Annotated in this window: 19 protein-coding genes; 9 read left to right on the forward strand and 10 right to left on the reverse strand. The window is 57.6% G+C overall.

The genetic code is table 11. From position 1 onward, the window contains the following. Nucleotides 1–33: 33 nt before the first annotated feature. Nucleotides 34–1,155, reverse strand: coding sequence for a fatty acid desaturase (locus KO538_RS15050; protein WP_219328779.1), 1,122 nt, complete (start codon nt 1,153–1,155; stop codon nt 34–36). A gap of 159 nt (nt 1,156–1,314) precedes the next feature. On the opposite strand from KO538_RS15050, the gene KO538_RS15055 reads away from it, so the two are divergent. Next, nucleotides 1,315–2,286, forward strand: a complete 972-nt coding sequence (locus KO538_RS15055; RefSeq protein ID WP_219328780.1) for a nitronate monooxygenase family protein — start codon at nt 1,315–1,317, stop codon at nt 2,284–2,286. 29 nt (nt 2,287–2,315) lie between these two features. Here the strand turns inward: KO538_RS15055 and KO538_RS15060 are convergent, their stop codons facing one another. After that, nucleotides 2,316–5,216, reverse strand: coding sequence for a LuxR C-terminal-related transcriptional regulator (locus KO538_RS15060; RefSeq protein WP_219328781.1), 2,901 nt, complete (start codon nt 5,214–5,216; stop codon nt 2,316–2,318). 376 nt (nt 5,217–5,592) lie between these two features. Continuing rightward, a complete protein-coding gene (locus KO538_RS15065; protein ID WP_072453404.1) occupies nt 5,593–6,810 on the reverse strand; it encodes an MFS transporter in 1,218 nt (405 codons plus the stop codon). Between the two features lie 59 nt (nt 6,811–6,869). On the opposite strand from KO538_RS15065, the gene KO538_RS15070 reads away from it, so the two are divergent. Further along, nucleotides 6,870–7,865 carry an AraC family transcriptional regulator gene (locus tag KO538_RS15070; RefSeq protein WP_219328782.1) on the forward strand — a complete coding sequence of 332 codons (996 nt, stop codon included), beginning with the start codon at nt 6,870–6,872 and terminating at the stop codon, nt 7,863–7,865. Between the two features lie 205 nt (nt 7,866–8,070). Here the strand turns inward: KO538_RS15070 and KO538_RS15075 are convergent, their stop codons facing one another. Together KO538_RS15075 and KO538_RS15080 are read right to left on the reverse strand one after the other, a co-directional pair. Further along, on the reverse strand, nt 8,071–8,325 hold the full coding sequence (locus KO538_RS15075; RefSeq protein WP_219328783.1) for a hypothetical protein: 255 nt from the start codon (nt 8,323–8,325) through the stop codon (nt 8,071–8,073). Nucleotides 8,326–8,713: 388 nt separating this feature from the next. Further along, a complete protein-coding gene (locus KO538_RS15080; RefSeq protein WP_219328784.1) occupies nt 8,714–9,250 on the reverse strand; it encodes a hypothetical protein in 537 nt (178 codons plus the stop codon). Nucleotides 9,251–10,213: 963 nt separating this feature from the next. Between KO538_RS15080 and KO538_RS15085 the strand changes: the two genes are divergently transcribed. Beyond that, a complete protein-coding gene (locus tag KO538_RS15085) occupies nt 10,214–10,531 on the forward strand; it encodes a hypothetical protein (RefSeq protein WP_219328785.1) in 318 nt (105 codons plus the stop codon). 414 nt (nt 10,532–10,945) lie between these two features. On the opposite strand, the gene KO538_RS15090 is transcribed toward KO538_RS15085, so the two are convergent. Next, a complete protein-coding gene (locus KO538_RS15090; RefSeq protein WP_219328786.1) occupies nt 10,946–11,347 on the reverse strand; it encodes a hypothetical protein in 402 nt (133 codons plus the stop codon). Between the two features lie 61 nt (nt 11,348–11,408). Here KO538_RS15090 and KO538_RS29400 point away from each other — a divergent pair, with 61 nt between their 5' ends. Beyond that, entirely contained in the window at nt 11,409–12,155 is a 747-nt protein-coding gene (locus tag KO538_RS29400; RefSeq protein WP_257620397.1) for a transposase, read from the forward strand. Nucleotides 12,156–12,417: 262 nt separating this feature from the next. Here KO538_RS29400 and KO538_RS15100 read toward each other — a convergent pair whose 3' ends face one another. Next, nucleotides 12,418–12,759, reverse strand: a complete 342-nt coding sequence (locus KO538_RS15100; RefSeq protein ID WP_157792511.1) for a hypothetical protein — start codon at nt 12,757–12,759, stop codon at nt 12,418–12,420. Between the two features lie 99 nt (nt 12,760–12,858). Further along, nucleotides 12,859–13,179 (reverse strand): H-NS family nucleoid-associated regulatory protein, encoded by a 321-nt coding sequence (locus KO538_RS15105; RefSeq protein WP_219328787.1) that lies wholly within the window; start codon nt 13,177–13,179, stop codon nt 12,859–12,861. A 221-nt stretch (nt 13,180–13,400) separates the two neighbouring features. On the opposite strand from KO538_RS15105, the gene KO538_RS15110 reads away from it, so the two are divergent. The 4 genes from KO538_RS15110 (at nt 13,401) to KO538_RS15125 (ending at nt 19,612) form a co-directional block, all read left to right on the forward strand. Continuing rightward, nucleotides 13,401–14,303 carry a hypothetical protein gene (locus KO538_RS15110; RefSeq protein ID WP_219328788.1) on the forward strand — a complete coding sequence of 301 codons (903 nt, stop codon included), beginning with the start codon at nt 13,401–13,403 and terminating at the stop codon, nt 14,301–14,303. Nucleotides 14,304–14,444: 141 nt separating this feature from the next. Further along, nucleotides 14,445–15,848, forward strand: a complete 1,404-nt coding sequence (locus KO538_RS15115) for a hypothetical protein (RefSeq protein WP_219328789.1) — start codon at nt 14,445–14,447, stop codon at nt 15,846–15,848. A 2-nt stretch (nt 15,849–15,850) separates the two neighbouring features. Next, nucleotides 15,851–17,134, forward strand: a complete 1,284-nt coding sequence (locus KO538_RS15120; RefSeq protein WP_219328790.1) for a metallophosphatase family protein — start codon at nt 15,851–15,853, stop codon at nt 17,132–17,134. A 60-nt stretch (nt 17,135–17,194) separates the two neighbouring features. After that, nucleotides 17,195–19,612, forward strand: coding sequence for an AAA family ATPase (locus KO538_RS15125; protein ID WP_219328791.1), 2,418 nt, complete (start codon nt 17,195–17,197; stop codon nt 19,610–19,612). Nucleotides 19,613–20,137: 525 nt separating this feature from the next. Here KO538_RS15125 and KO538_RS15130 read toward each other — a convergent pair. Further along, nucleotides 20,138–20,473: a hypothetical protein gene (locus KO538_RS15130; RefSeq protein ID WP_219328792.1), complete on the reverse strand. Its 336-nt coding sequence runs from the start codon at nt 20,471–20,473 to the stop codon at nt 20,138–20,140. Between the two features lie 316 nt (nt 20,474–20,789). On the opposite strand from KO538_RS15130, the gene KO538_RS29405 reads away from it, so the two are divergent. Beyond that, complete coding sequence (locus tag KO538_RS29405) at nt 20,790–21,176, forward strand: hypothetical protein (RefSeq protein ID WP_257620381.1); 387 nt, start codon at nt 20,790–20,792, stop codon at nt 21,174–21,176. Nucleotides 21,177–21,292: 116 nt separating this feature from the next. On the opposite strand, the gene KO538_RS15140 is transcribed toward KO538_RS29405, so the two are convergent. Continuing rightward, complete coding sequence (locus tag KO538_RS15140) at nt 21,293–21,832, reverse strand: hypothetical protein (RefSeq protein WP_219328793.1); 540 nt, start codon at nt 21,830–21,832, stop codon at nt 21,293–21,295. Between the last annotated feature and the right edge of the window lie 687 nt (nt 21,833–22,519).

A 22,519-nucleotide genomic window follows, 5' to 3' on the forward strand; every position in this document is an offset into this window, starting at 1 on the left:
CAAAGTCTCCTGAATAGTGGAAGGCGGCGCGTTTCAGGCGGCTGCCGCGTGGCGGCGCTGGGCCGGCTCCGGCTCGTCGTTGAGGTCGGCCCAGCCGGCGCGGATGTTTTCCGCTGCGGCGATCTCGCGCTCCTGCGGGCTGGCATAACGGCGGTCCCAGTCGCGCAGCAGTGGCCGTATCATCATGAACCACAGGGGCGGCACGCAAGCGAGCAGCACGCAAACGAGGAATTGCGGCTGTTTCGGGCCGTCGCGGTCCGGCACCAGCTCATAAAAAGGCTTGTAGCCGTCTTGATGGTGGCCCGCGTGGTTGGTGATTTCCAGCGCCAGGATGCGCACGAACGGCGTCAGGTGGTTCCACGTCTGGTGATTCTCGAAGCGGCCCGGCTTGCCCGTCACCAGCCCGTAATGCTGGCAATAATTAAAGATTTCCAAAAAGGTGCGCGGCCCAAGCAGGCAGACCGCCACGCCGGCAACGGCGCCGGACCAGCCTCCGATCAGATGCAGCAGGACCACGAAGCCCAGCAGCAAGCCTGCCCGCCACACCCACGCATTGCGTGGATGCCACCATGGGCGGCCGCGCTTGGTCCACAGGCGCTTTTCCAGCTGGTACGATTCAATGATCTGCTCGCGGAACGTGTGCAGCAGATGGCGGTACAGGTTCTCGCCACGGCGGGCGTAGTCTGGATCGGTGGGCGTCACCGTGTGCACGTGATGCGTCACCACATGGGTGATCTCGCGCCACGGATCGAAGATCATCACCATGCCCAGCCGGCCGAACCAGCGCAGGAAGGTGTTTTCGCGATGAAACATTTCATGCAGCGCCGGCGTGGCCAGCACGAACTGCGTGATCAGCATGGTGATGAAGGCCCCGGTTTGCTGTGCAACGGTGGTGAAATGGCCGCTGCCGATCAGCCAGGCATACAGCAGTATCAGGCCGAAGGCCAGCGTCAGCTGGATGCAGACAATGCTGTCGTACAGCCAGGGGTAGCGGCTATCGCGCAGCGAGTGGTCGGGCGCAAGAAAAGCGTCGAAGAGCAGGATGCCGAGCAGCACGCCGCCGCCCAGCCAGACATGGTTGCCCCCGCTCCAGAGTCCGTAGGCCGACACGAGCAACAACAGCGGGCTTAAAGTGTATTTCAGATAATCGAGCATGGCAGTCTCCAGTGGATGAACCAGTCGTCGCTGGCTTGGAAACCATCATGTCCGCTTTACGCAGACGGCAGCCCAACCAATAGTCTGGGTCGCGCCATGCTGCACAGCACTACAGTCTGCATGCACGATCAACCTTGCCCATCAGACTGGAGACCGCTTATGCCGCTCGATCTTACCGAATTACGCCTGCCCCTCATCGTTTCCCCCATGTTCCTCGTCTCCGGCCCCGACCTGGTGCTGGCCGCTTCGCGCAGCGGCGTGATCGGGTCCTTCCCCGCCTTGAACGCCCGCAGTTCCGAGGAATACGCCACATGGCTGCAGCGCATCAGCGATGGCTTGCGCGAAGGCCCCTTGCCCGGCTGCGAACGGGCCGCGCCATTCGCCGTCAATCTTATCGTGCATGGCAGCAACCGGCGCCTGGAGGCGGACTTGGCGCTGACGCTGCGCCACCAGGTACCCGTGGTCATTACCTCGCTGGGTGCCGTACGCGACGTGGTGCTGAAGATCCAGGACCAGGGCGGCATCGTGCTGCACGACGTGACCAGCGTGCGCCACGCGGAAAAAGCACTGGAGGCTGGCGTCGACGGCTTGATCGCCGTCGCCGGCGGCGCGGGTGGCCATGCCGGCACGCTCAATCCATTCGCGCTGGTGGCGGAACTGCGCCAGTTGACCGGCAAGCTGATCGTGCTGGCAGGATCCATCGGCAACGGCGGCCAGATCGCGGCCGCCATCGCCGCGGGCGCCGACCTGGCGGGCGCCGGCACGCGCTTCATCGCCACGCAGGAAAGCCTGGCCAGCGCGGCCTACAAGCAGATGCTGCTGGCGGCCAGCGCCAGGGATGTGATCTACACGCCGAAAATCTCGGGTATCCCGGCAAACTTCCTGCAGCCCAGCCTGGAAGCCAACGGCATCGATCTGGCCACGCTGGCAGCGCACGGCGCGATCGACCTGGCCAGCGAACTCGATCACAAGAGCAAGGCATGGAAAGATATCTGGTCGGCCGGGCATGGCGTCGGTACGATCACGGACCTCCCGCCCGTTGCGGAACTGCTGTCGCGCATGGATGCCGAATTCGAGGCCGCCATGGCACGCCTGCGGCAACGCACGCGCCGCGCCGCTGGGCAGGCGTAGGCGGATTTACGCGCTAGCCCGGGCGGCTGTCACCATTGCAGCAGGTTCAGCGAGCGCGCCCGCGCCAGCGCGGAAGCGCGGTTCTTCACGCCCAGCTTGGCGTACAGGTTATACAAATGCCACTTGACGGTGGCAACCGACAAGCTCAGGCGATCCGCGATCTCCTGGTTCGACAGGCCCGCCTCGATCAGGCCCAGCAATTCAAGTTCTCGCGTGGTGGGCGTCTCGCCCAAGGTATGGGCGCCATCGAGTTCCTGGATTTGCTCAAGGATGGGATTGCCTACTTTGAGGCCCGAGCAAATTTCCACAAAAAAACGGCGCTCCTCTTCCGACACGAACGGCCAGTCCTTCAGACGCGTATCGTTGACCAGGCCGGCGATCAGGTCGCCCCGATCGCGGAAGGGCCGCAAATGCCTGCGCCGTGCAGCCAGGGAAATGGCGCGCGTCAGGTAGCGCGCGGCAGGCACGGCGTTGTGCGTCATGCACTGGCTAAGAAAAGCTTCGTCCAGCGCCAGCTCCACCAGCCGCTCGATGCGCCCTGCGCTACGGGCGCGGGCCGCCTCATCGCTCACCTCCTTGCTCGCCGCCTTGAGCTTGCCCGAGGCGATCAGCAGCTCCAGTTGCGTCGCTTGCACCAGGTCGCGCAGGGCCGAGCCATACTCGGCCTGTATCCGCCCTCCCAGGGCGCCATCCAGATCGTCACCGATGCCCAGCGCGGCAGCTTCCCTGCGCGCCTCGTCCAGCTGGCCCAGCTGGATATGCCGGCGCGCGATAAAGCACGACAGCATCAGGCTCAGACGGGGCGGATAGGCGGCGGCGTAGCGGCGCAGCACGGGCAGGGACAGCGCGCCAGCATCGGCGCCGGACCACAGCTTGACGGCCGCATCGAGGCCATGGGCTGCCGTATCGAGGATGCCATGGGTGGTCATCTGGTGCAGTCCGCAATCGAGCAGCTTGCGTGCTTCGTCCGGCACATCCATTTCCACGGCGGCTTTGCTGGCCAGCAGCGCCATGGTGCCAACGATGCCAGCTTGCTGTCCCAGCTCCTGGCGCGCCCGAGCCATGGCGTCGACCAGGCCGTTGTATGCACTGACATAGTCACCTTCGCGCAGCAGCACCAGCGCGTTGACGACGGCAACCCAGCCCTCTCCATAAGCACTGTCCGCTTGATCAATGCTGGCCGAGGCAGCGCGCACCATGCGCCGTGCATCCATCGGGCGACAGTCGCTGGCACTCACGATAGCCGCCGCGCTGGCGACGGTGGCGACATCGAATGGCGCGTCGATGCACGGGCCGCCTTCCAGGTCGCTCATCGCCAACCATCGCCCGGCCTGTTGCCTGGCCTCTTCCAGGCGGTCCGTATACACGGCAAGGGTGATGCGCAGGATCTCGATGCGCCGCGCGACTTGGGCAAGTCGCCGGCCACTCCCCCGTTCCCCCTCCCCGGCTTGTTCCAGGCGCTCGCCCAGGCGCGCCACCTCTTCACGTGCCTGACCGTAGCGGCGCCGGAACACCAGCGCCCAGACGTACCAGTAATCCGCCTCCCAGCCGCCGTATTCACCTGTCGCGCGCAATTGGCCTATCCATGCCAGGTAGCGGCGCAGGTAGCCAAGGTCGCGCACGAAGACCGCCGACGTGCGTTCCAGTATCTGCGCGGCATGCGCATTGGCCCCAGCCGCCAGCGCATAATCGATCGCGTCCGCGCACCGCACTTCTTTCTCGCAGTGCTGTGCTGCCCGTTCCAGCACCGCGAGGCGCTGCGCTTCCGGCATTTCCAGCGCGGCCTTGGCGCGCAAGAATTCACGGAAAAGATTGTGCATGCGATAGCGCTGCTCGCCTTCGACGGGTATCAGGAAGACGTTGTGCGCCCACAGGTAGCGCAAATACCCGTCCGCATGCGCGTCGCCGGTGGCGGCTCTGGCCAGATGGGCATCGAAGTCGCGCAACTGCGACAGCGACAGCAGAAAACCGCGCAGCGGCGGGGCAAACTCATTGAGCACTTCGGTGGTGAGGAGCGTAGCGATGTCCTGGTCCACGCCGGAAAAGGCAGCCAATGATTTTTCCGCATCGGGCGAAGACGACAGCAGGATCTGCATCAGCCGCACCGCTGCCGGCCAGCCTTCCGTCTGCTGCAGGATGGCCCGGGCGGATTCCGGCCGCAGGCGGGTGCACAGGTCCGCGCCCAGCATTTGCTGTACGCCATCGAGATCAAAGCTCAGCTCCGCCGTGCCGTACTGCGCCAGCAAGCCATGCAATTTACAGCGGACCATGTCGAAAGGCAATGCCACGGTACTCGAGCAGACGAGGCGGATCCAAGGTGGCGTATTGAACACGAGTTGCTCCAACAACTCGTTAACGGCGGGATCGTGGCAATAATTGAGATTATCGATCAGTAGCAGGAGCGGCGATTGCCAGCACCGCAGACATGCCATGAGCCGACCGATGCGCTCGCTTTCCGGCTCGCCGCCCTGATGCACGGCCATCGCGGGATCCGGCGCCAGCGTCTCGCCAGGCGGCATACCCAGCCTGGCTTCCAGTGCGCCGAGCAGCCGCTCCACGCTCGGATCGCGGTCATCGAGGCAAAACCACCAGGCGGGCTGTTGCCAGTGCAGGCAATTCTGGTAGATGGTGCTGAGCAGCACAGTCTTGCCGTAACCGATCGGCGCTACCACGGCACTGAGCTTACACAGGGGCGACGCTCCCCCTTGCAGCATGCGCGATGCCGCCGTGGCGACGATGGGAAAGGAAAATAACGGTGGGCAGGACTCCAGGACTTGCCTGTATCCGCCACCGGCCATCGGCATATCGGCGCCCTGCGGCTCGTATCCTGCCCCTATTGCGGCAATATGGCATGCCGAAGCGCCGCCGGGCGTGTCCGCGTGCCACCCCGCCGCCACCGCTGGGCTGGCATGTTGCAATTGCAATTTCATTATGATTGTCTCCTCGTGCAGCGCTGCGCTGTCATCTGTCGAAAGCAAAGTATCACTGTGCCGTGACATCATCCACCCTTCAAGGAGCATTAAACCTCAAACTCCGTTTCCTACCCCATACTTTAGTTAGGTTTCCGCACCATGCTGGCGGGAACTCCTCCGCGGCAGTTCAGAGTGCGCGGCGGAGCCCCTGCTTTGAGCGCTATATCGGCACAGTTGGCTACGACAGCCTAGCCATCATCTGCTTTGAACGCTCGGTGAGACCGAGAATATCGTACGCTGGCGGTGAAATGGTCATCACGAAACTTCCAACCCGCTCAATTGCGAAAAGCAATATTTTGATCGCCTGAAGAGCGTCTAGCGCACTTGTGGCGGTTCACTGCGGCAATTCGACCCGAACTCTTAAAGCGATAACGAGAGCAGCGAGCAGCATCACAACGCCAGCAATAATGAAAACGCCTGTCACTCCACCAAACCCGAACATCATGCCACCCAATGCAGCGCCGGCAGCTATTGAAGATTGCACCGCAGCGACGACCATGCCACCAGCTGTCTCCGCTTGATCAGGGACGGCACGGGCTACCCAGTTGGACCAGGCGACAGGTACGCCGCCGAACGCCAGGCCCCACAAAGCGACCAAAAGCATCAGGCCTGTTCCTTGGACTGGCAGTAAAATCATGGCGAATGCCGCCAAGCCCACCAGCGCAGGCATGAGCACTAAAGTAGCACGCAGGCTACGCTCCATTAGCCAGCCGGCCAGCAGCGTGCCAACGAAGTTGGCGATACCAAAACCCAGGAGCATCAGAGACAAACCGTTTACATCTATTTGGACAACGCTTTCAAGAGCGGGGCGAATATAGGTGAACAATGCATATTGCCCGGTATGGGCAAGTACGCAGCCCAGCATCCCGATCCCAATCCCCGGGCGACGGAGCAATCCCAGTACCGATGTCGTGCGCATCATCGTGCGCGGCGCCATACGGGGCAGCGTGAACAATTGAAACAAAAGTGTTAGCCCTCCGACAGCCGCGGCTGCTATAAATGCACTGCGCCAGCCATATAGCCCCCCCAAGTAGCTGCCCAACGGTACGGAAACGACCGTCCCGATGGCGATGCCGCTAAATATTATGGAGAGCGCTCGCGGCACCAACTTTGCCGGCACCAGCCGCATAGCCACGGCTGCCGCCATGCTCCAAAAGCCACCTAACGCGACGCCCAGAAGAATGCGCATCACCAACAATACTGTCAAGCTTGAGGACAACGCCACCAGCAGGTTGGAGGCGATCATCAGCACCGTGAAAGCCAACAAGACGACACGCCGGTCAAAATGACGCGTGAGACCTGGCACCAACAGCCCGGCGAACATGGCCACGACGGCCGTCACCGTCACTGCCTGACCAGCTAGTGCCTCCGATACGCCAAGGTCGAAGGCCATCGGGGTCAATAGACTGGCTGGCAGGTACTCCGCCGTCAGTAAACCGAAAACCCCCATTGCCAGTGAAAACACTGCCATCCATGCTGCTGCCGCTGGCTCTAAAACAGACGCATCGTTCGCGTTGGGCGTTTGCCCGGTAGCAAAAACATCGTTGTTCATCTCTACAATCCCTAAAACAATCAGAGTCGAAAGTCTAGAGGTAAAATCCAGGATGATCTATGATGGTAAATCCTGATGTTTTGATCGAAACACCTAAAATGAGCAAGCAAAGTCAAATTTCTCCATCATCTAATCTCGTCAGTGAACTATTGACAGGCATGCGCCTGCGTGGAGTCCAGTACCGCCGCATTCAGACCGGTCCAGCTTTCGGCATAGGCTTTGAAGACAAGCCAGGCCACGCCTACTTCCACTTCCTGGCCGTTGGCACTGCCTTCATATGTACGGATGATGGTGAGTTGCATCAGCTGTCCGCCGGTAGCGCGGCGTTCATGCCTCACGGCAGGAGACATCAGCTTCTATCGGATGCGGGTATTGCATTTCAGGACATCGCAAAGTTCGATGCCGCGCCCCTTGGTGAATCCGTTAGCGGAGTAGACACATGTCCCAGTACGCACTCCGTGCCCAGTGCGGTTATTTTTTACGGCTGCATGGAATTCGATCTCGGCGGGATGCAAGGGATCGGCAAGCTGATGCCAACCGTCATGGTGGCTGACACGCAAGCGCAAGGCTATCCGGGGTTACTGCCTGTTCTTGATTCAATGAAGCGTGAAATCTGCGCCGGCCGTATTGGCTTTGCAGGCATTCTGGCTCGCCTGGCGGAGGTCGCGGCAGCAATGATCGTGCGCGGCTGGATTGAATCCGGTTGTGAAAACGCTTCTGGTCTCCTCGCCGCCTTGCGTGATCCGCGCCTTGCTCGTGCCATATTGGCGCTGCACCGCCAGCCTGGTCGTGAGTGGACAGTCGCACAGTTGGCTGCGGAGTGTCATATCTCCCGCTCTGTCTTCGCGCGACGCTTTGAAACCACCATCGGAGTGCCGCCCCTGCGCTATGCCACGGAATTGAGAATGCGTCTTGCCACACAATTGCTCACTCACGAAAGAGTGTCCATCGACGTCGTCGCCCGACGCCTTGGCTATACATCTCAAGCCGCGTTCAGTCGTGCTTTCAAGCGCGTCATCGGCAAGCCGCCGGGTGCCTGTCGGCAAATGTTTTGAGGAGAATCGCTGAGGGAAGCGCGGATCAATCCATTTTTCAGCGACCTCTCGCCAGAAACGCAGCAGGCCGTCGCGACCGCGCGCGCCGCTGGCCAGTTGATCGCCTCGACGTCGGGCGGCCTTGTCTTCATGAACGATAGTGCCGAGCCGAGCAGCGGCGAACTGGGCTGCCCTACCTGCGGAAGCAGCGGGCATGCCAGTGATGTTAAGCCGGCATGCGAACCTGCGGTTGCTCAACGCCGATCACCGACGCTTGACGCGCGCCGTTCAGCGGCGGCCGATCCTGACACGCCTGCAGGAATACCGCAGCAATCATGCCGCAACCTGCCGCCAGTTGCATGATCGGCATACGGAGGCAATGTCCCAGCGTGCTGTAGCCCGGCAAAAGATCGATGGGTTCAACCGGGAAATCGGTGAGACGGTATGTCAGATCCGAACACTGCACCAGCCTCTCACTCACCTCCCTCGTTCCCTGCGCGGGGACCGCGCTCCAGGGAGAGGGGCAATGCCAGCTACTCGAACACGCCCGCTCAGCCCTTTCCATCATTCCCCAGCACAAACAATCGCTGCGCCGCCTGGAACACGCCCAGCGCCAGCAAACCGAGGGACTGTCACAGCTGAACGCGCAAATCACGGCGCTGTTTGACGCCCTGCAACACTTGACCGAAGACGATCCGTACTTCCTGAGCCGGAATCGGGACGATCGCACGGTAGCCGGATTGATTATTTTTCCGCCCAAGGAAAGGATCAAGAGCGCTATCGCATCAGCAGATAACATCCCCGATAGCTGGAAAGCGTACTTGTCCTCAGTTGGAACGGGACACCACTGATGCACATCAACGATATTTTCAAAAAATTAATATTATTACATTTGAATAGTTTTTCTTCAGTAGAAACATATAGGATTTGTATTTCTTACATCCTGGAGCTACTCGCCAGACCTCAATTTGAGATAGCAGACTCAACCATTCAATCAAGTCGAAAGGAACAAGATGAAATCCCAGATACGTCATGCCGCAATGATCGTTTCGCTGTTGTCCGCCTCCTCCTGTGCTTTGGCGCAGGTTCCCAATCGATGCCCATCGCTGGCGTTTTATGGCAATGCCGCCACCAGCGGCCTCTGCAAAAGCCTCAGCCCTGCTACGCAAAACCTGCAAGTGTGTGAATTGACGGCCGCGCAACCCGACGTTCACTTGACCTTTGGCCTCCAGCCAAATGGCGTGAACCCGCCCGTCCCTCTCCACCTGACAGTGCGCACTCAGGCCAACAACTGCGAACAAGCGACCAATATCGTCCAGAACGCTGCCGGAGCGTTTGTCGCGCAAAGCAACGCCCTGCTCTGTGGCGTCGACCCCGTCACCTATGTTCAACGCATGAACGCTCAAACGATTGTCCCGGGGAGCAACGGTCAAAGCGCTTGTCGCACAGCATTCATAAACGCACAGACGGGCGGCAAATTGACGCCCGCAGTGGCGCAAGGCTACCTCAACGCTTGCAACACCGGAGGCCTAGCGAATGCCGCATGTCCATGATGTGAAGCGGCAAGCAACAAAGGCGACAAGAAATGAGCTGCATTCCGAATGCGAGCGAAGGCATTTTGAAAGGCTAGCGGGTGTCTAGCAGACTCGTGGCGATTCACAGTGATCCGCAAAGGAGATAAAAATGAGCAAAGGTAGCGGTAATAACGGGGGCCGTAGTGGTGGTTCCCAGGGCGGTGGCAGTAAAGGTGGCGGAGCATCTGGCGGTGGCCGTGGGCAAGGAAATGGCGGAGGGTGGCCAAGTGCAACGGGCAAGCCATCTGGCGGAGGGCGCAGCAATGCACCCGCTGGCGCTGGCAACAAATAGGTCTGGCGCTAATTTAGCTTAACAATTCCGTCGCAAGGAAGCGCCCGCAAGCTAAGCTTGTGTACTCGCTTGACGTGAAAACGGCCGCAGGAAGCGGCCGTATCGTTTTGGGCTGGACAGCGGGTTAACAACCCATTACCCCAGATTTGCCCCAAGTTCCTATTCAGACAAGATATGAAATCCCAAGTCTTTGAATACAAACTAAAATTTTGGTGGGAAGTGCAAGTTTCGAATTAGAAACAAAGTAACCATAGATCACAATAGCCTACGACAGCGACGGGCAATAATAGGTAACTTCCGGTATCTTTTGCGCTAAAGTGATCTGACGTCATCTTCCATTGCCCCAAGTTTGCCCCAAGTTTTACCGAAAGTATCACAACCATATGCAGGTGAAAGCAATAAAACAACAGAGGTATTTTAACAATTTTTCAGCATTTATATTTCAGACACGGAGTGCTCATGTTTCTCACCAGAATTAGTGCGGCTCAGAAAGCCTCACGGACTTGAACATCGGTGAAAATTTAACAGAGCTTGATCTAAATAATTCCCACTCAATTGTCAACGAGCTGGCTAAGCGCCTGATTTTTCGGTACTTTCCAAACCATTCAGTTACCGATACCCTCAAAAATACCCTCAGCGGTCCTATCTGTCATTGCCGGTTCGTCGCGGAGGGAACGGAAGAGGAAAATCCGCTTGTTCAAACCGGTCACCAGATTTTCCTGGCCGATGACGCTTTCGTTTCGGCACATCAGCAATCGCAGCGCTCCGATAAATTTAAGGATACCCCGATCTTCAGCACCCCGCTGTCATCCTGTCATTGACGCAATATCAGATCCGCTATAGCGACAGAGACGAAACAATGGGACGCGCTTATCTGCCTACCGCTTTTACCCTGTCCCACACTACCGCCGCTTTTCACGTCTCGAGCAGGACAGTCAGTCGAGCCATAGCGGCAGTTAGCAAAGTGCAACTTGCTGTAGATCGAGACAGCAAATGTTGAGACCGTGGACGAAAGGCGGACCTACCCCGCACCGCCCCGTACCACTACCGGCAGCGGCGCAAATTGCTGTGGCCGGAACTACGCCCAAGGCCTGTTTGACGGGATCAGGCAGGTCGACACTGTCGATCATGCATCAATTTTTGGCGTGGCATAGGTGCTGGTACCGACACCTAATGCGCCCCCTGTTCGACAAACGATCACTGGTACACGCCCCCATCCGAAAATAATATATAAATTAAAAAATTTTTAAAGCCTTTAGATCATACTTAAAATCTCTCAATTCAACCTCATCATCAATCATTAAGAATAGATCCTCCAATTTATTCAGGCTTAAAATTTCATTAATATTGCCACGATGAAAATCGAAAAATCGTTCCGAACCTCTACCAGAATCAATAATAAGAGATACAACCTGAATCATTAAATACTCAAGAGGCTGCTCAATACCATAATTAAATTGTTCATAGGCATAAGCATACTCAGATTCATTATCAGCCCAAAAATCCCCTGCCGAATTCATGCGATCAATACGATTTCGACAATACCTATAGGCATACTTAAAAAACCACCATTTTATTATTTTGTAATTCACTCGCATATCATCAGGAAGGTAGTCCTCAAGAAATTCATAGCTCATTTTTTCATCCCATTAGCACAATCCCTAAATAAAGCCATAACAACCGTCTTTTTACCCAATCCTGGTATGCGAGCGGCACCATTTTGTCGTGCATAGCTTTTGCCAAATGGGCAATCATTATCATCTGCTCGTTGAAATGGTCGAGGCAAATCTGTCACAGGGCATGCGTCAACTGAACGGCTTATATACCCAGCATTTCAATCGGCGCCACAAGCTTGTCGGGCACGTATTGCAAGGCCGCTACAAAGCCATCTTGGTGCAGCAAGAAAAGTATCTGTTGGAATCGGCCCCCTACATCGTATTGAATCCAGTCCGGGCGCACATGGTGGCATCCCCCGATGACTGGTACTGGAGCAGCCAATACTACGTTTTGGACGATGCATTACCTCCATGCTGGTTGACACATGACTGGCTCTTGAGCCAGTTTGGCGCTACGCGCGACGAGGCAGTCCCTGCTTATCGCCGGTTTATCGCCGCCGGGATGGGCGAGGCGAGTCCGCTCGCGCGCACCTGCCACCAGATTCTTCTAGGCGATGAAGCCTTCGTTTCAGCACATCAGCAATCGCAGCGTTCCGCAGCATTCAAAGATACGCCAAGGCAGCAACGACGCGCTGTCGCACTATCACTCGCGCAATATCAAGCCCTCTATAACAACAGAGACGAGGCAATGGCACGCGCTTATCTGTCTACCGCTTTTACCATGTCCCATATCGCCGCCGCTTTTCACGTCTCGAGCAGGACAGTCAGTCGAGCCGTATCGGCATTTAATAAGGCGCAACTTGCCCAAAAAAGAGATGGCCAAAGCTGAGATCGTGTACAAATGGCAGACCTGACCCCGATCCTCCGATCCTGTGTGAAAGGCGGATCTGACCCCGCCCCGCTGCTGGCCAAGAGCACGAATGCGCGGGAAACCTTGGGCCGCCTGGCCAGCTTGGGGCAGACGGCCTGAGTACGGCGGCTTGAGGTGCCCCGGTGTTGCGGTACCCAGGATCAGTAACAATTTTACGGACGGAATGAGGCTTCGCCATTTCGACGAAACCTCACCATGTCGATGAAATTTCACCTATCGATTATCGCAACGAACCTTCTTTAAATAAATCCCCCTCATAACCCAGATCCATAGAGAATTTACCGGCATCAACATTTACCGTAAATTCGCAACGTGTCCATGCAGGCTGATTATTACTGACCATGAATTGCTGATGTTCACCAACTAAATCAAGAAGTTTCTGAGTCTCCAAATCACTGATGGAGAAATTGCTTTCGGCGACTCCGTTATTTGAATAAAACTCAAATCGACCAACATCACCTTCAGGAGAAAGGACTGCAATCATCAAAATTATTGATGCATCTTCCGGAGCGATATTATACAAATATTTTCCGACCTCATTAGATATTTCAATATCTTTCATCTTTCGATTCAACTTTCTATCTTTAAGTGAGATACCCGACCTCTCTGATCGGTCGTTATTACCTACTCCGGAGGCTGAATAGTCGCCGTTATCACAACATCAAATACGAATTCCATCGAGGGTTTGGTGGGTCTCGATCCACGCTTTTACCCACAACGGCTGGCGCCCGCGACCACTCCATTTTTGATCGTGATTGTCAGGGTTGCGATACAGAGCAGCCACAACCTTTTTCTCTCCCTTCGCTGCATTTTTTGGTACGCCAGCGATCAACTGTGTCAGCGGCACGCCGACCCGCTGTGCAATCGCCAGCATTTCAGCACGCGCTTTCTCCAGCTCGCCTTTTTGTCGCGTCTTAATCTCTTGAATTGCTTGCGCTTCGAGCTTTTTTAACTCTGCCAGTGATAATGATGAGATATCCATACGAACTCCTTGAAAGTAGTACAAATTTTGGATGACGCCTTGATGTAACTTGAGCACGCATGCCAAGTCAACGCCATTCTAAGACAATTCATACATGCTTTTGCAGTCTTCTTTCTCCTTGTACCATCGAAACACCTTGCTTAAAGGGGCAATTTTGACTGGAGCCATGCAGCTGGCCCGGCAACAATCGTGAAAAACACCGTTGCCACGCAGGCCCAAATATGGAACCACGATCCCCTTCTTTCGCATCGACCTGGCTTCTGGCCATGCTTCAAGGGCAGACCTATGACCAGATCGCAGCGCGGTTTCGTGTCACGAAGTCGACGGTGTCCAAATCCGTCAGCGATTTGGCACGGGATCTACAGTCAGTCGTTGGCGTGGTCGGCATCGACGAGGACAGTGCTCCCAGCGCCCACGTGATACGAGCGCATGGAAAAGATTATCTGGAGGCGCTGGAACACTTCGTGCCGCTGGCGAAACAGGCCGCCACAACCTCACCGCCGATCATTACCCAGGCACACATTGACCAGCTGGTGCTGCACACGGCACGGCATAGCCGCTACAAACAGCGCGATATCGCCCTTCTCCTCGTGCTTATCCATACCGGCGCACGTCCGAATGAGATCGCCAGATTGAGCGTTGCCGATTACGTCGATGCGGCGGGCCAGCACCGCTCTCCGCCATGGCTGCCAGCAGGTGCCGCTTCGAATGGCATAGCACGCCCGCTTCTGCTTCGCGACGCAACAGTCCTGTACTGGCTCGACGCTTATTTGGCGTGGCGCCTGGCCGCTGGATTCGGTGTCGGCGATCAAAGCGAATATCGGGGACTCCAGGGCCAAAGTAGCCTGTTTCTCAGCCGAACCGGTGCGTCGTTTAGTTCGTCATCAACGAAAGCTACCGCTGAAAAGGGCTTGCACGATGTCCTGCAGCGCATCTTCCGCTATGCCAATCTGCCTGGTCTTGGTGTGCTGGGCGCGCGCCGCTCCGTCGCGCATCGCCTGCACGCCGACGGCTGCACACCCGAGGAGATCGCGTTTTATCTTGGGACACGCACCGGTGCCGTGCGACGCCTGCTGGCGACAGGTCCCCGCAAGCCACCGCATCCAGGCGCCTTCCGCGCCTGAATTCGATCCATCCTGCCATCCCTTCACTACCTACGTTCGCTCGCCCCGTAGGAGAGCGTCTGGGCAAGGATCACGGGGTTGACTCGCTACCGGCCAATGAGAGGATGGTTCATCGCTTATTTTTATGTAAAGGAGACCATCATGGATAAGGAAATCGTCAATCGCGCGCTTGCGCAAGGCGCTCCGCCAACGGTCCTTGGCGAACGGCCGGCCCGCATTCCCACTGGCGGCACGATTCGGGCCGGCATCAAAGTGCTGACCAAGGCGGCCGCGAGCAATCCGCAAGCGAAGGCAATCTACGAGCAAGGGCTGGCCTCAAACTGTTCGTTTGAAGAGATCGGACAAAAGATTGCCGAGGCATTCCCGGACATCAAGACACCGCTGGTACCCAAAAATGTGGCCTGGTTCACCGTACGTCCGAATGACTTTCCCAATCCGGCCCTGGCAGCGCAAATTCTGGCGGCGTTTGGCGAGGATCGCGGCGACGGCGTCATCCGGCTGTATCGTTTTCCGGTTATTTTCCCGGCCGACACCTGGCAATTGGTCATGCCACATGAACTGGCCGCCTGGGCACGCAATGACAAGCGCTACTGGAGCGAATATGCGTCAGATGGCCATACGCGCTACTGCAAAATGTATGCACCCGTTCGTTTCGATGAGCGCAGCCAACGCGTGGTGCGTACCTTCGGCGGGCGCCCAGTGCAACTACGACCAGAAAACAATGGCGTCTGCGATCCAGAGAACTGCCCGGAATTTCAGAACCGGCAATGCAACCTGACTGGTAAATTCATTTTCTATATTCCCGGCATTGCCTCGATCGATGCTTTCGTCCTGCACACCAACAGTTTTTATGCCATGAGCCGCGCCATCGAGCGCTTTGAAACCATCTCGTTCATGCGCGGTGGCCGCCTGGCCGGTTTCCTCGATCAGCACCGCACGCCCTTCTATTTCAGTAAAAAGCTGCGCGATGTCTCGCATATCGATCCCAAAACCGGGCAATCCGTGCGCAGCGCACACTGGATCATCGAACTGGAAGCACCAATCGATGTCTCTTCCCTCCTGATCCAGCATGACGATGAAAGCGCTCTGCACCTGGCGGATCAGGCCGCCCATATCCTGCAGGGCAAAAACGAACAACAAGACGCGGCCTTAGCGTGTAGCGGTCCCGATGATGGATATGTCGTAACGCCGGAACAGGCTGCGGAGACCGGAGCATCTATACAGGAGCAGCCGGCCCCTGAATCCATGCAGTCTGCGTTACCTGCGCAGGACGCCCCATCTACCGAAGATGAAGCGATCAGCACCCTGTTTGACCTGGCAGCGGCCTATGGCGTAGACCGGGATCGGTTTGGCCTCTTTGCTGACCGCCAGTGGGGATCAGGCTGGAGGCGCAATGTAAATGGCCGCCAACGCGTGCTGGCGGAACTGGAACGCTATCAGAATGATCCGGAAGGCTTTTGTGACAAGGTCAACGCCCGCCTGCGCGCGTCGGACACGCCGTCATCCCGGCAGCGCGCGCCAACAGCGCCAGCCAAGGGAGAATAGTCATGCGCATCGCTCATTTCTCCGATTTGCACTATGCCGTATCGACCTTGCCCGAGGTCGATACGTGCTTCACCTATGCCGTGGACCAGGCGATCGCAAGACAGGTAGAAGTCGCCGTCATTACCGGCGATACCACCGATCATGCCCTGGATGCCCATTCGCCGGCGTTGATGGCGCTCGCGCGCCAGATCCGGCGCTTGGCCGATCATTGCCCGGTACTGATGCTGCAAGGGACGTTTTCACACGAACCACCCGGTACGCTGGATCTGTTTTCCCTGCTAGGGGGCCGTTATCCCATACACGTGGCCAATCGCCTGCAGCAGGTCATCCTCAACAGCCGGCGTGAATGGATCGCCTCCACACACTCGCGCTTCGATGCCAATGACTGGCGCGACACGGGCTGCGCCCTCCTCTGCTCCTGCGTTCCGACCATGAACAAGGCGAACTTGGCCGCCAGTGTCGGTGCGGAACAAGCCGGACAGGCCATGGGGCACTATCTGGCTGACCTTCTGTCCGGCTACGCGCCAGGTAATCTGCGGGCGCGCCAACGGGGCATTCCCACGATCGCGCTCTCCCACGGTACCGTCATCGGCTGCATGACAGAACATGGGGTACCGATGGCGGGACTCGACCATGAATTTACCGCAGGCGCGCTGTTTCAGGCACAGGCCAATGCGTTCATGCTGGGGCATATTCACCTGCATCAGGCGTGGGACCACAACGGACAGGTGATCGCCTACCCCGGCTCCATTGGACGCTTGCATTACGGCGAACAAGGCAATAAGGGTTTCCTGATGTGGGAAGTCACCGCGGACAGCGCTAGCTGCGAACTCGTCGCAACGCCGGCTCGCCGCACACTGGAGCTGGCGTTTGCCGGGCCACCGGAGATGGATGCACTGCACCAATACGTCTCTAACCACCCCATCGAAGGCGCCTGGGTGCGTATCCGCTGGCAGTGCCTTGAGGAGGAACGCGCCACCATCGACCGAGAAGCGATCACGGCACTGTTTCGTGGCGCGGCAGGCATCAAGCTCGAAGGCCGAGTGCTCCCGATCACGCGTGCCAGAGCGGAGGGAATGGCTCGCTGCCATCAACTTGAAAAGCAAATCGATGCCTGGGCACGCCAGGTCGACACGCCAGCAGCACCTCTAATGGCTTGTTTGGCCCAGTTAGCTACTCACTCACCCGCCGACATTGCGATGGCTGCGCTGTCAAGAGAGGCAGTGGCAGGCGACGTTTGCACAAGCCGAGGCAACGCTGCGCGAAACGGGTCTGTGGAGCCTTGAGGCGCGCGTGCGCCGCTTCATACTAAAGACCGGAAGACACTTTGACCAGGAGAGATCATCATGCGCCCTCTTTCCCTCACCTTGACGGGTTTCATCGGCATTCGCGATGGGATGAACAAAGAAACATTGACGCTCGATTTCGAGCGCCTCACGGCCGGCGCCCAGCTAGTGGCCATCGTCGGCCCTAACGGACGTGGCAAAACCACCGTGCTAGACAATATGACGCCCTATGCAACCATGCCGTCCAAGGCAGGTGCTGACGGCCTTGGCAGCTTTTCCTACTATGACGAGGTATATTTACCGGTCAACCGCAAGGAACTGCTGTGGGAAATGGGCGGGCAGAGATACCGTACACAGATCATCATCCGACTCAACGGAAAACGCCGGAGCGAGGCCTACCTGCATCAGTTCCGCGCTGGCGCATGGCAGCCCGTGCAACTGCCGGACGGCACCGTGTCCGATGGCCGGATGGAATCGTACCAACGCTGTATCGAGGATATCGTCGGACCAGCCGCCACTTTTTTTACCACGGCATTTTCAGCGCAGAACAGGCGCCAACTGGCTCACTACCGCAACGCGGAAATCAAAATACTATTGAGTGACCTGCTTGGCCTAGAGCGCGTGCGGACAAAGGGTCTACAGGCTGCGGAGACGGCGAAACTGCTGCGCAGCGGGCTTTCCGGCCTGCTGCAGGAGCGGCGCCTACTACAGCAACAGATCGATGATATTCACGCGCTTTCACGCCAATTGGCCATGCCCGACGGTACGCTGGATACCCTACAATGCCGTAGGAAGGCAGCACTGGCAGCGCTGGATGAAGCCAAAAACTTCCTGGCAACACTCAAGGCCGAACAAGCCGTCGCTGCGACCTACGTGAACCAGCGCCAGCAGCTTAATCAAACACTTCAGTATCTGAGCGATCGCTTGCTGGCAGCCAATCAGCAGATGGACGAGCGCGAACACGACCTCATCGCGGCATGCCAGTCCATGAACCAGCAAATCTTGCAACGGCGGCAAACCCATGCACAGGAGCATCAGGCGGCAACACGCAGGCATGCGAAGCTGCTGTTGCTCACCGCCGATCTCCGGCGCGTGACCCACGCCGTTCGGCGGCTGCCGATCCTGACCCGCCTCGTGGAATACCGCAGCAATCATGCCGCAACCTGCCGCCAGTTCCATGATCGGTATATGCAGGCAACGTCACAGCGTACGCTGGCCCTGCAAAAGATCGATGCGCTCAACCGGGAAATCGATGAGGCGGTGTGTCAAACCCGAGCATTGCACCAGCGCCTCTCTCTCACCTCGCTCGTTCCCTGCGCGGGAACCGCGCTACAGGGACAATGCCAGCTACTCGAACATGCCCGCTCAGCCCGTCCCATCATTCCCCAGCACGAACAATCGCTGCGCCGCCTGGAACACGCCCAGCGCCATCAAACCGAGGTGCTGTCGCAGCTGGACGCGCAAATCGCAGCAATGCCGGACACGGCAGAGCGCTTGGCGCGCGCACTACACCGCCTGGATCGTACTCGGGAAAGACGCTCAGCCAATCAGCAAGTCGCTGCGCGCGCCAGCGAGATCGAGCAGGCACGAGACAGTATCGACGATGTGATCCGCCGGATTCACCTGCTCGCGCAGGCCGTCGACCATGAAACGGATGTCGAAAAACAGGAAAAAGCACGCGTCGACAAGGATCTGGCAGCCATTGCTACTGAGCGCGCTCAGATCGCACATGGTATTCGCATAGAACGTGAGCATATTGAACAGCAACTCTCCGCTCTGCCTTTGCCGTTCGATCCGATTCGACTCGCGCAGACCGATCAGGAAATCGTTCACTGCGCGGGCAGGCTGGCAGAGTGCGAAACACAACTGCACGAAGCGATCGGGCGCCAGCACCGCCTGACTGAGATTCAACGCCAGTTACTGGCTCACCGGCAAACGCTGGCATTGCTGGATGCCCGCATCGCTCATATTGAAGAACAAACTGCGACCTGGTCTTTGTTCGCCACATGCCTGGGGAACGACGGGGTCATCGCCCTGGCCATCGACGACGCGGGGCCCGCCCTGTCGATGCTCACGAACGATTTATTGATGGCGTGCTATGGGCCACGCTTTACGGTATCCATCCGCACGCTGCTTGAATTGGGCAAAGGGCAATCCAGGGAAGGATTTGACGTCATCGTACACGACGCCAATACCGGCTTCGCCAAGAGCGCTTCCAAGATGAGCGGAGGCGAACGCGTCTGGATCAACGAATGCCTCACGCGCGCCATGGCCTTATATCTGGCCGAGTCTAACTGCCGGCGCAGCGAAACACTCTTCTCGGACGAAGCCGATGGGGCCTTTGACGCCGAGCATAAACGCATGTTCCTTGCGATGAAGCGCCAAGTCATACAACTGGGTGACTATCAACAAGAGTTTTTTATTTCACATACGCCGGAATTATGTGAGTTGGCTGACGTCACCCTCAACCTCGGCTAAAGTAATAAAGATTAGCGTAAATGCCCGCGTCAAGGAGCACCAGCGCTAGGCCATGCTCAACGATTCACATGTCACAATATGACTTGCTAGTGATCGACTCGCAAAAAAAGCGCCTCTGGTAGAGGCGCCAACTATTTCTATGCCAGTATTTAAACACTGTCTTCAGCAAATGCGGCAAAAAGGGCAGCCCTGCTCTGCCTCTCGCTCATGATGAACTGCCGTAGCCCATTTCTCCAACAGACTCCGTCAGGCCTTTGAGCACATGTACATCTCCAGCCACCGTGAGCACGACATAAGCGCATTTCTGCTGCACTCCTGGCAATCTGGTGTCCCTCCAGCCACACCTGTTGCAATGACTCGTTGAACAGGAAAGTCATCGGCATTACTTCACGTCCTGCGAAGTAATCTTCGTAACCCAAGTGCAGTGCGGCCTGAAATGCTTCCAGGTACACCAACTCATCACTGTCCGGACGCCATCTCTCGGATGCCTCCATGTATTGCAGGACGACAGCAAGACCATGAACCTCATTCGCATCGTCCATCATCGCCTCCGTGAGGTTCTACCGCTTCGGCAGGATCCTGCTGACGCTTCCTTTGCAGCTCCCGCAACTGCTCCACACTGTCGCTGATCGCGGCCTGCGCAAAACCCATCAGCCAGGCGTCCCGCAATCCGACCTCATGGTGAAACAAGCGCGGCACCTGCTCATTGCCCCGCTTGTAGTCGTCATATCCCATCTCCTCGGCGCGATACAACATCACGCTCATCAAGTCGTGTCGCCGCCGTTCGTCGTCACGGATGTCAAGCGCACGGCGGTACTCGTGATAAATCAAACCAATGGTTATGTTGATGACTTCGTTCATGACAATACTCCTCAGTGCAAATGCCCTGCTTCACCGCCCGTGGAACCTCCATGTACATAGCAAAGATCCTTTGCTGAACACAGATGCCCTGTCGTCAGGTCGCAAAAGCAAATGCACGTCCTGTTTGTTCGAATAAACTGCGCGCCGTCCCGGGTCACAACCCGCGTACCGGGAGGCAGCGCCTCTAACTGCTCGATGAGCGGGTCGACTTGTCCAGCTGCGCTGGCGCAGGGTGTCCCACTCCTCTTCCAAGGTGAAAATTGATGTTTCATGATGACCTCCATGCTTGAGGGGATTGAAACGCCCTGGGCAATCGATGCCAGCACATGGCACGAGCCTGGACGAGGCCAGCCTTGTACATGCTGGCAACTTGAAATCTGCTCGATGGCTGACTATCCTGAGCAACACATATACGGAAAACGATCTGTGCTGGATGACGGATCTGATGAGGGCTGCAATCGGAGAAAATATGTTGCAACTTGGCGTACATATCCGCCTGACGTCGAGAGACGTCGAGCGTCTGCGCTACATCACCGGCTTCGAACCTGTCGGTATCAGAAGGCTCGCCGATCTCGACGCCTACGTCGAGCAATGCAAACAGCATTTACAGGGACGGGCTGACGAGACGCGGCTACTGCATAAGCTTATCGACGAGACGGTGGCATCGTGCCGCATGTCGGCCTGCTCAATACTTCACCGATAGCTGGCTTGCTGGTAGTGCGCCCAGGCATCAGGCGGCTCCCAGAACTCAAATCATCAGCAACAATACTTATCCCTGAAGGGCGACCTCATCGCCGCTCTTCCAAATGCGATCGTGAATTAACGCTCCCTTCCCCCAGCGCGCTTTGCCGAACGTTGAGATGCGCCGATATTGGCCTGGTGCCCAGCGTCAGCTGCTACGTTGTCACGCAAGGGGTGAGCAATTTCTGACGAAGATACCCCCTGGCCGGAATCCACCGGATTGGCATCCCCAGTGGTCAACCTGCTTAGCTGAGCGCCAGCCCTGTCCTCGCGTTCCGGCAAGCAGGCCAGGAAGATCGTTCCTATCGACCTGAACACGCTTGTAGCAAAGCCAAGGGGAGCACCGATCGCCATATGGATTGCCCAACGGATTCCAGCTCCCATCCTTCGAAGGCGCACCTGGCGCGCTTTTTCCCTTCGCAAGACATGTTTGCAGCGCAGGTACAGGCCACTATGCTGAAATCGCAATTCACTGCTCTTTTCCAGATGCGCCACCAGCTCGGCGGCAATCATCGGGTCGGCCGCGCGCCGATACAGGCTCGCCCAAACCCGTTCTTCTTCAACCTCGACCAAGGAGCGCCGCCGCTTTCCGGTCCTCATCTCTCCATCGTTTTGCATGATGTCCTCCACGAAAAACAAAAGGGAACGCCGGCATCCCGTCGGATGCTGGTGCTCCCTCATCACCCCACGCCTCGCTCCGTCAACAAGCAAGCGAGACAATCTATTTAGCACTCCCCCTCGTCGGGTAACGAATAACCGCATGCGGGGCACTCAATGCTCCAGTGCTGATTGATCGTGCCAGACTCGGCGCTTTCCCAGCTGTGGTACCTGGCACGTTCATGCGAACATGCCGGGCACTCCGCCTCAAAGTGCTCATTGTCGAGTTCCATTCCGCCAGGCTCGACGCCCCTTCCAAATACCCTGGTTCCCATATTGGCCTCCTCAGCAAGCGCCTTGTCTGGAATGTGAATCACTCCGGGCAAGGCGCCGCATCAGTTGGGTTCGCCGCAACCAAAGCTTGGTCGCGATGTGAACAACACAGGTAAACAACGATCCTATGCCTGACCTCAGGTACGGGAACACACTGCCAGGATGACACTGATATGGCATCTGCACGCGTGCCGAAGCGTGCGATATCCGAAGGTCGCCTGAGCTTGACCGGAGCAGTGCACACGCGACATGCACCTCCCCGCTCACCTCACGTAACCCGGTGCCGCCGAGCAAAATGCAAAGCGGGTATGGCTGATCCTGTAGAAATTGTCGTTGGGACATGATTGCTCTCCAAAAAAAGAAGGCACCATGGCC

It is taken from the genome of Janthinobacterium sp. NKUCC08_JDC (assembly GCF_019345575.1).
Taxonomy (GTDB): domain Bacteria; phylum Pseudomonadota; class Gammaproteobacteria; order Burkholderiales; family Burkholderiaceae_D; genus Janthinobacterium; species Janthinobacterium aestuarii.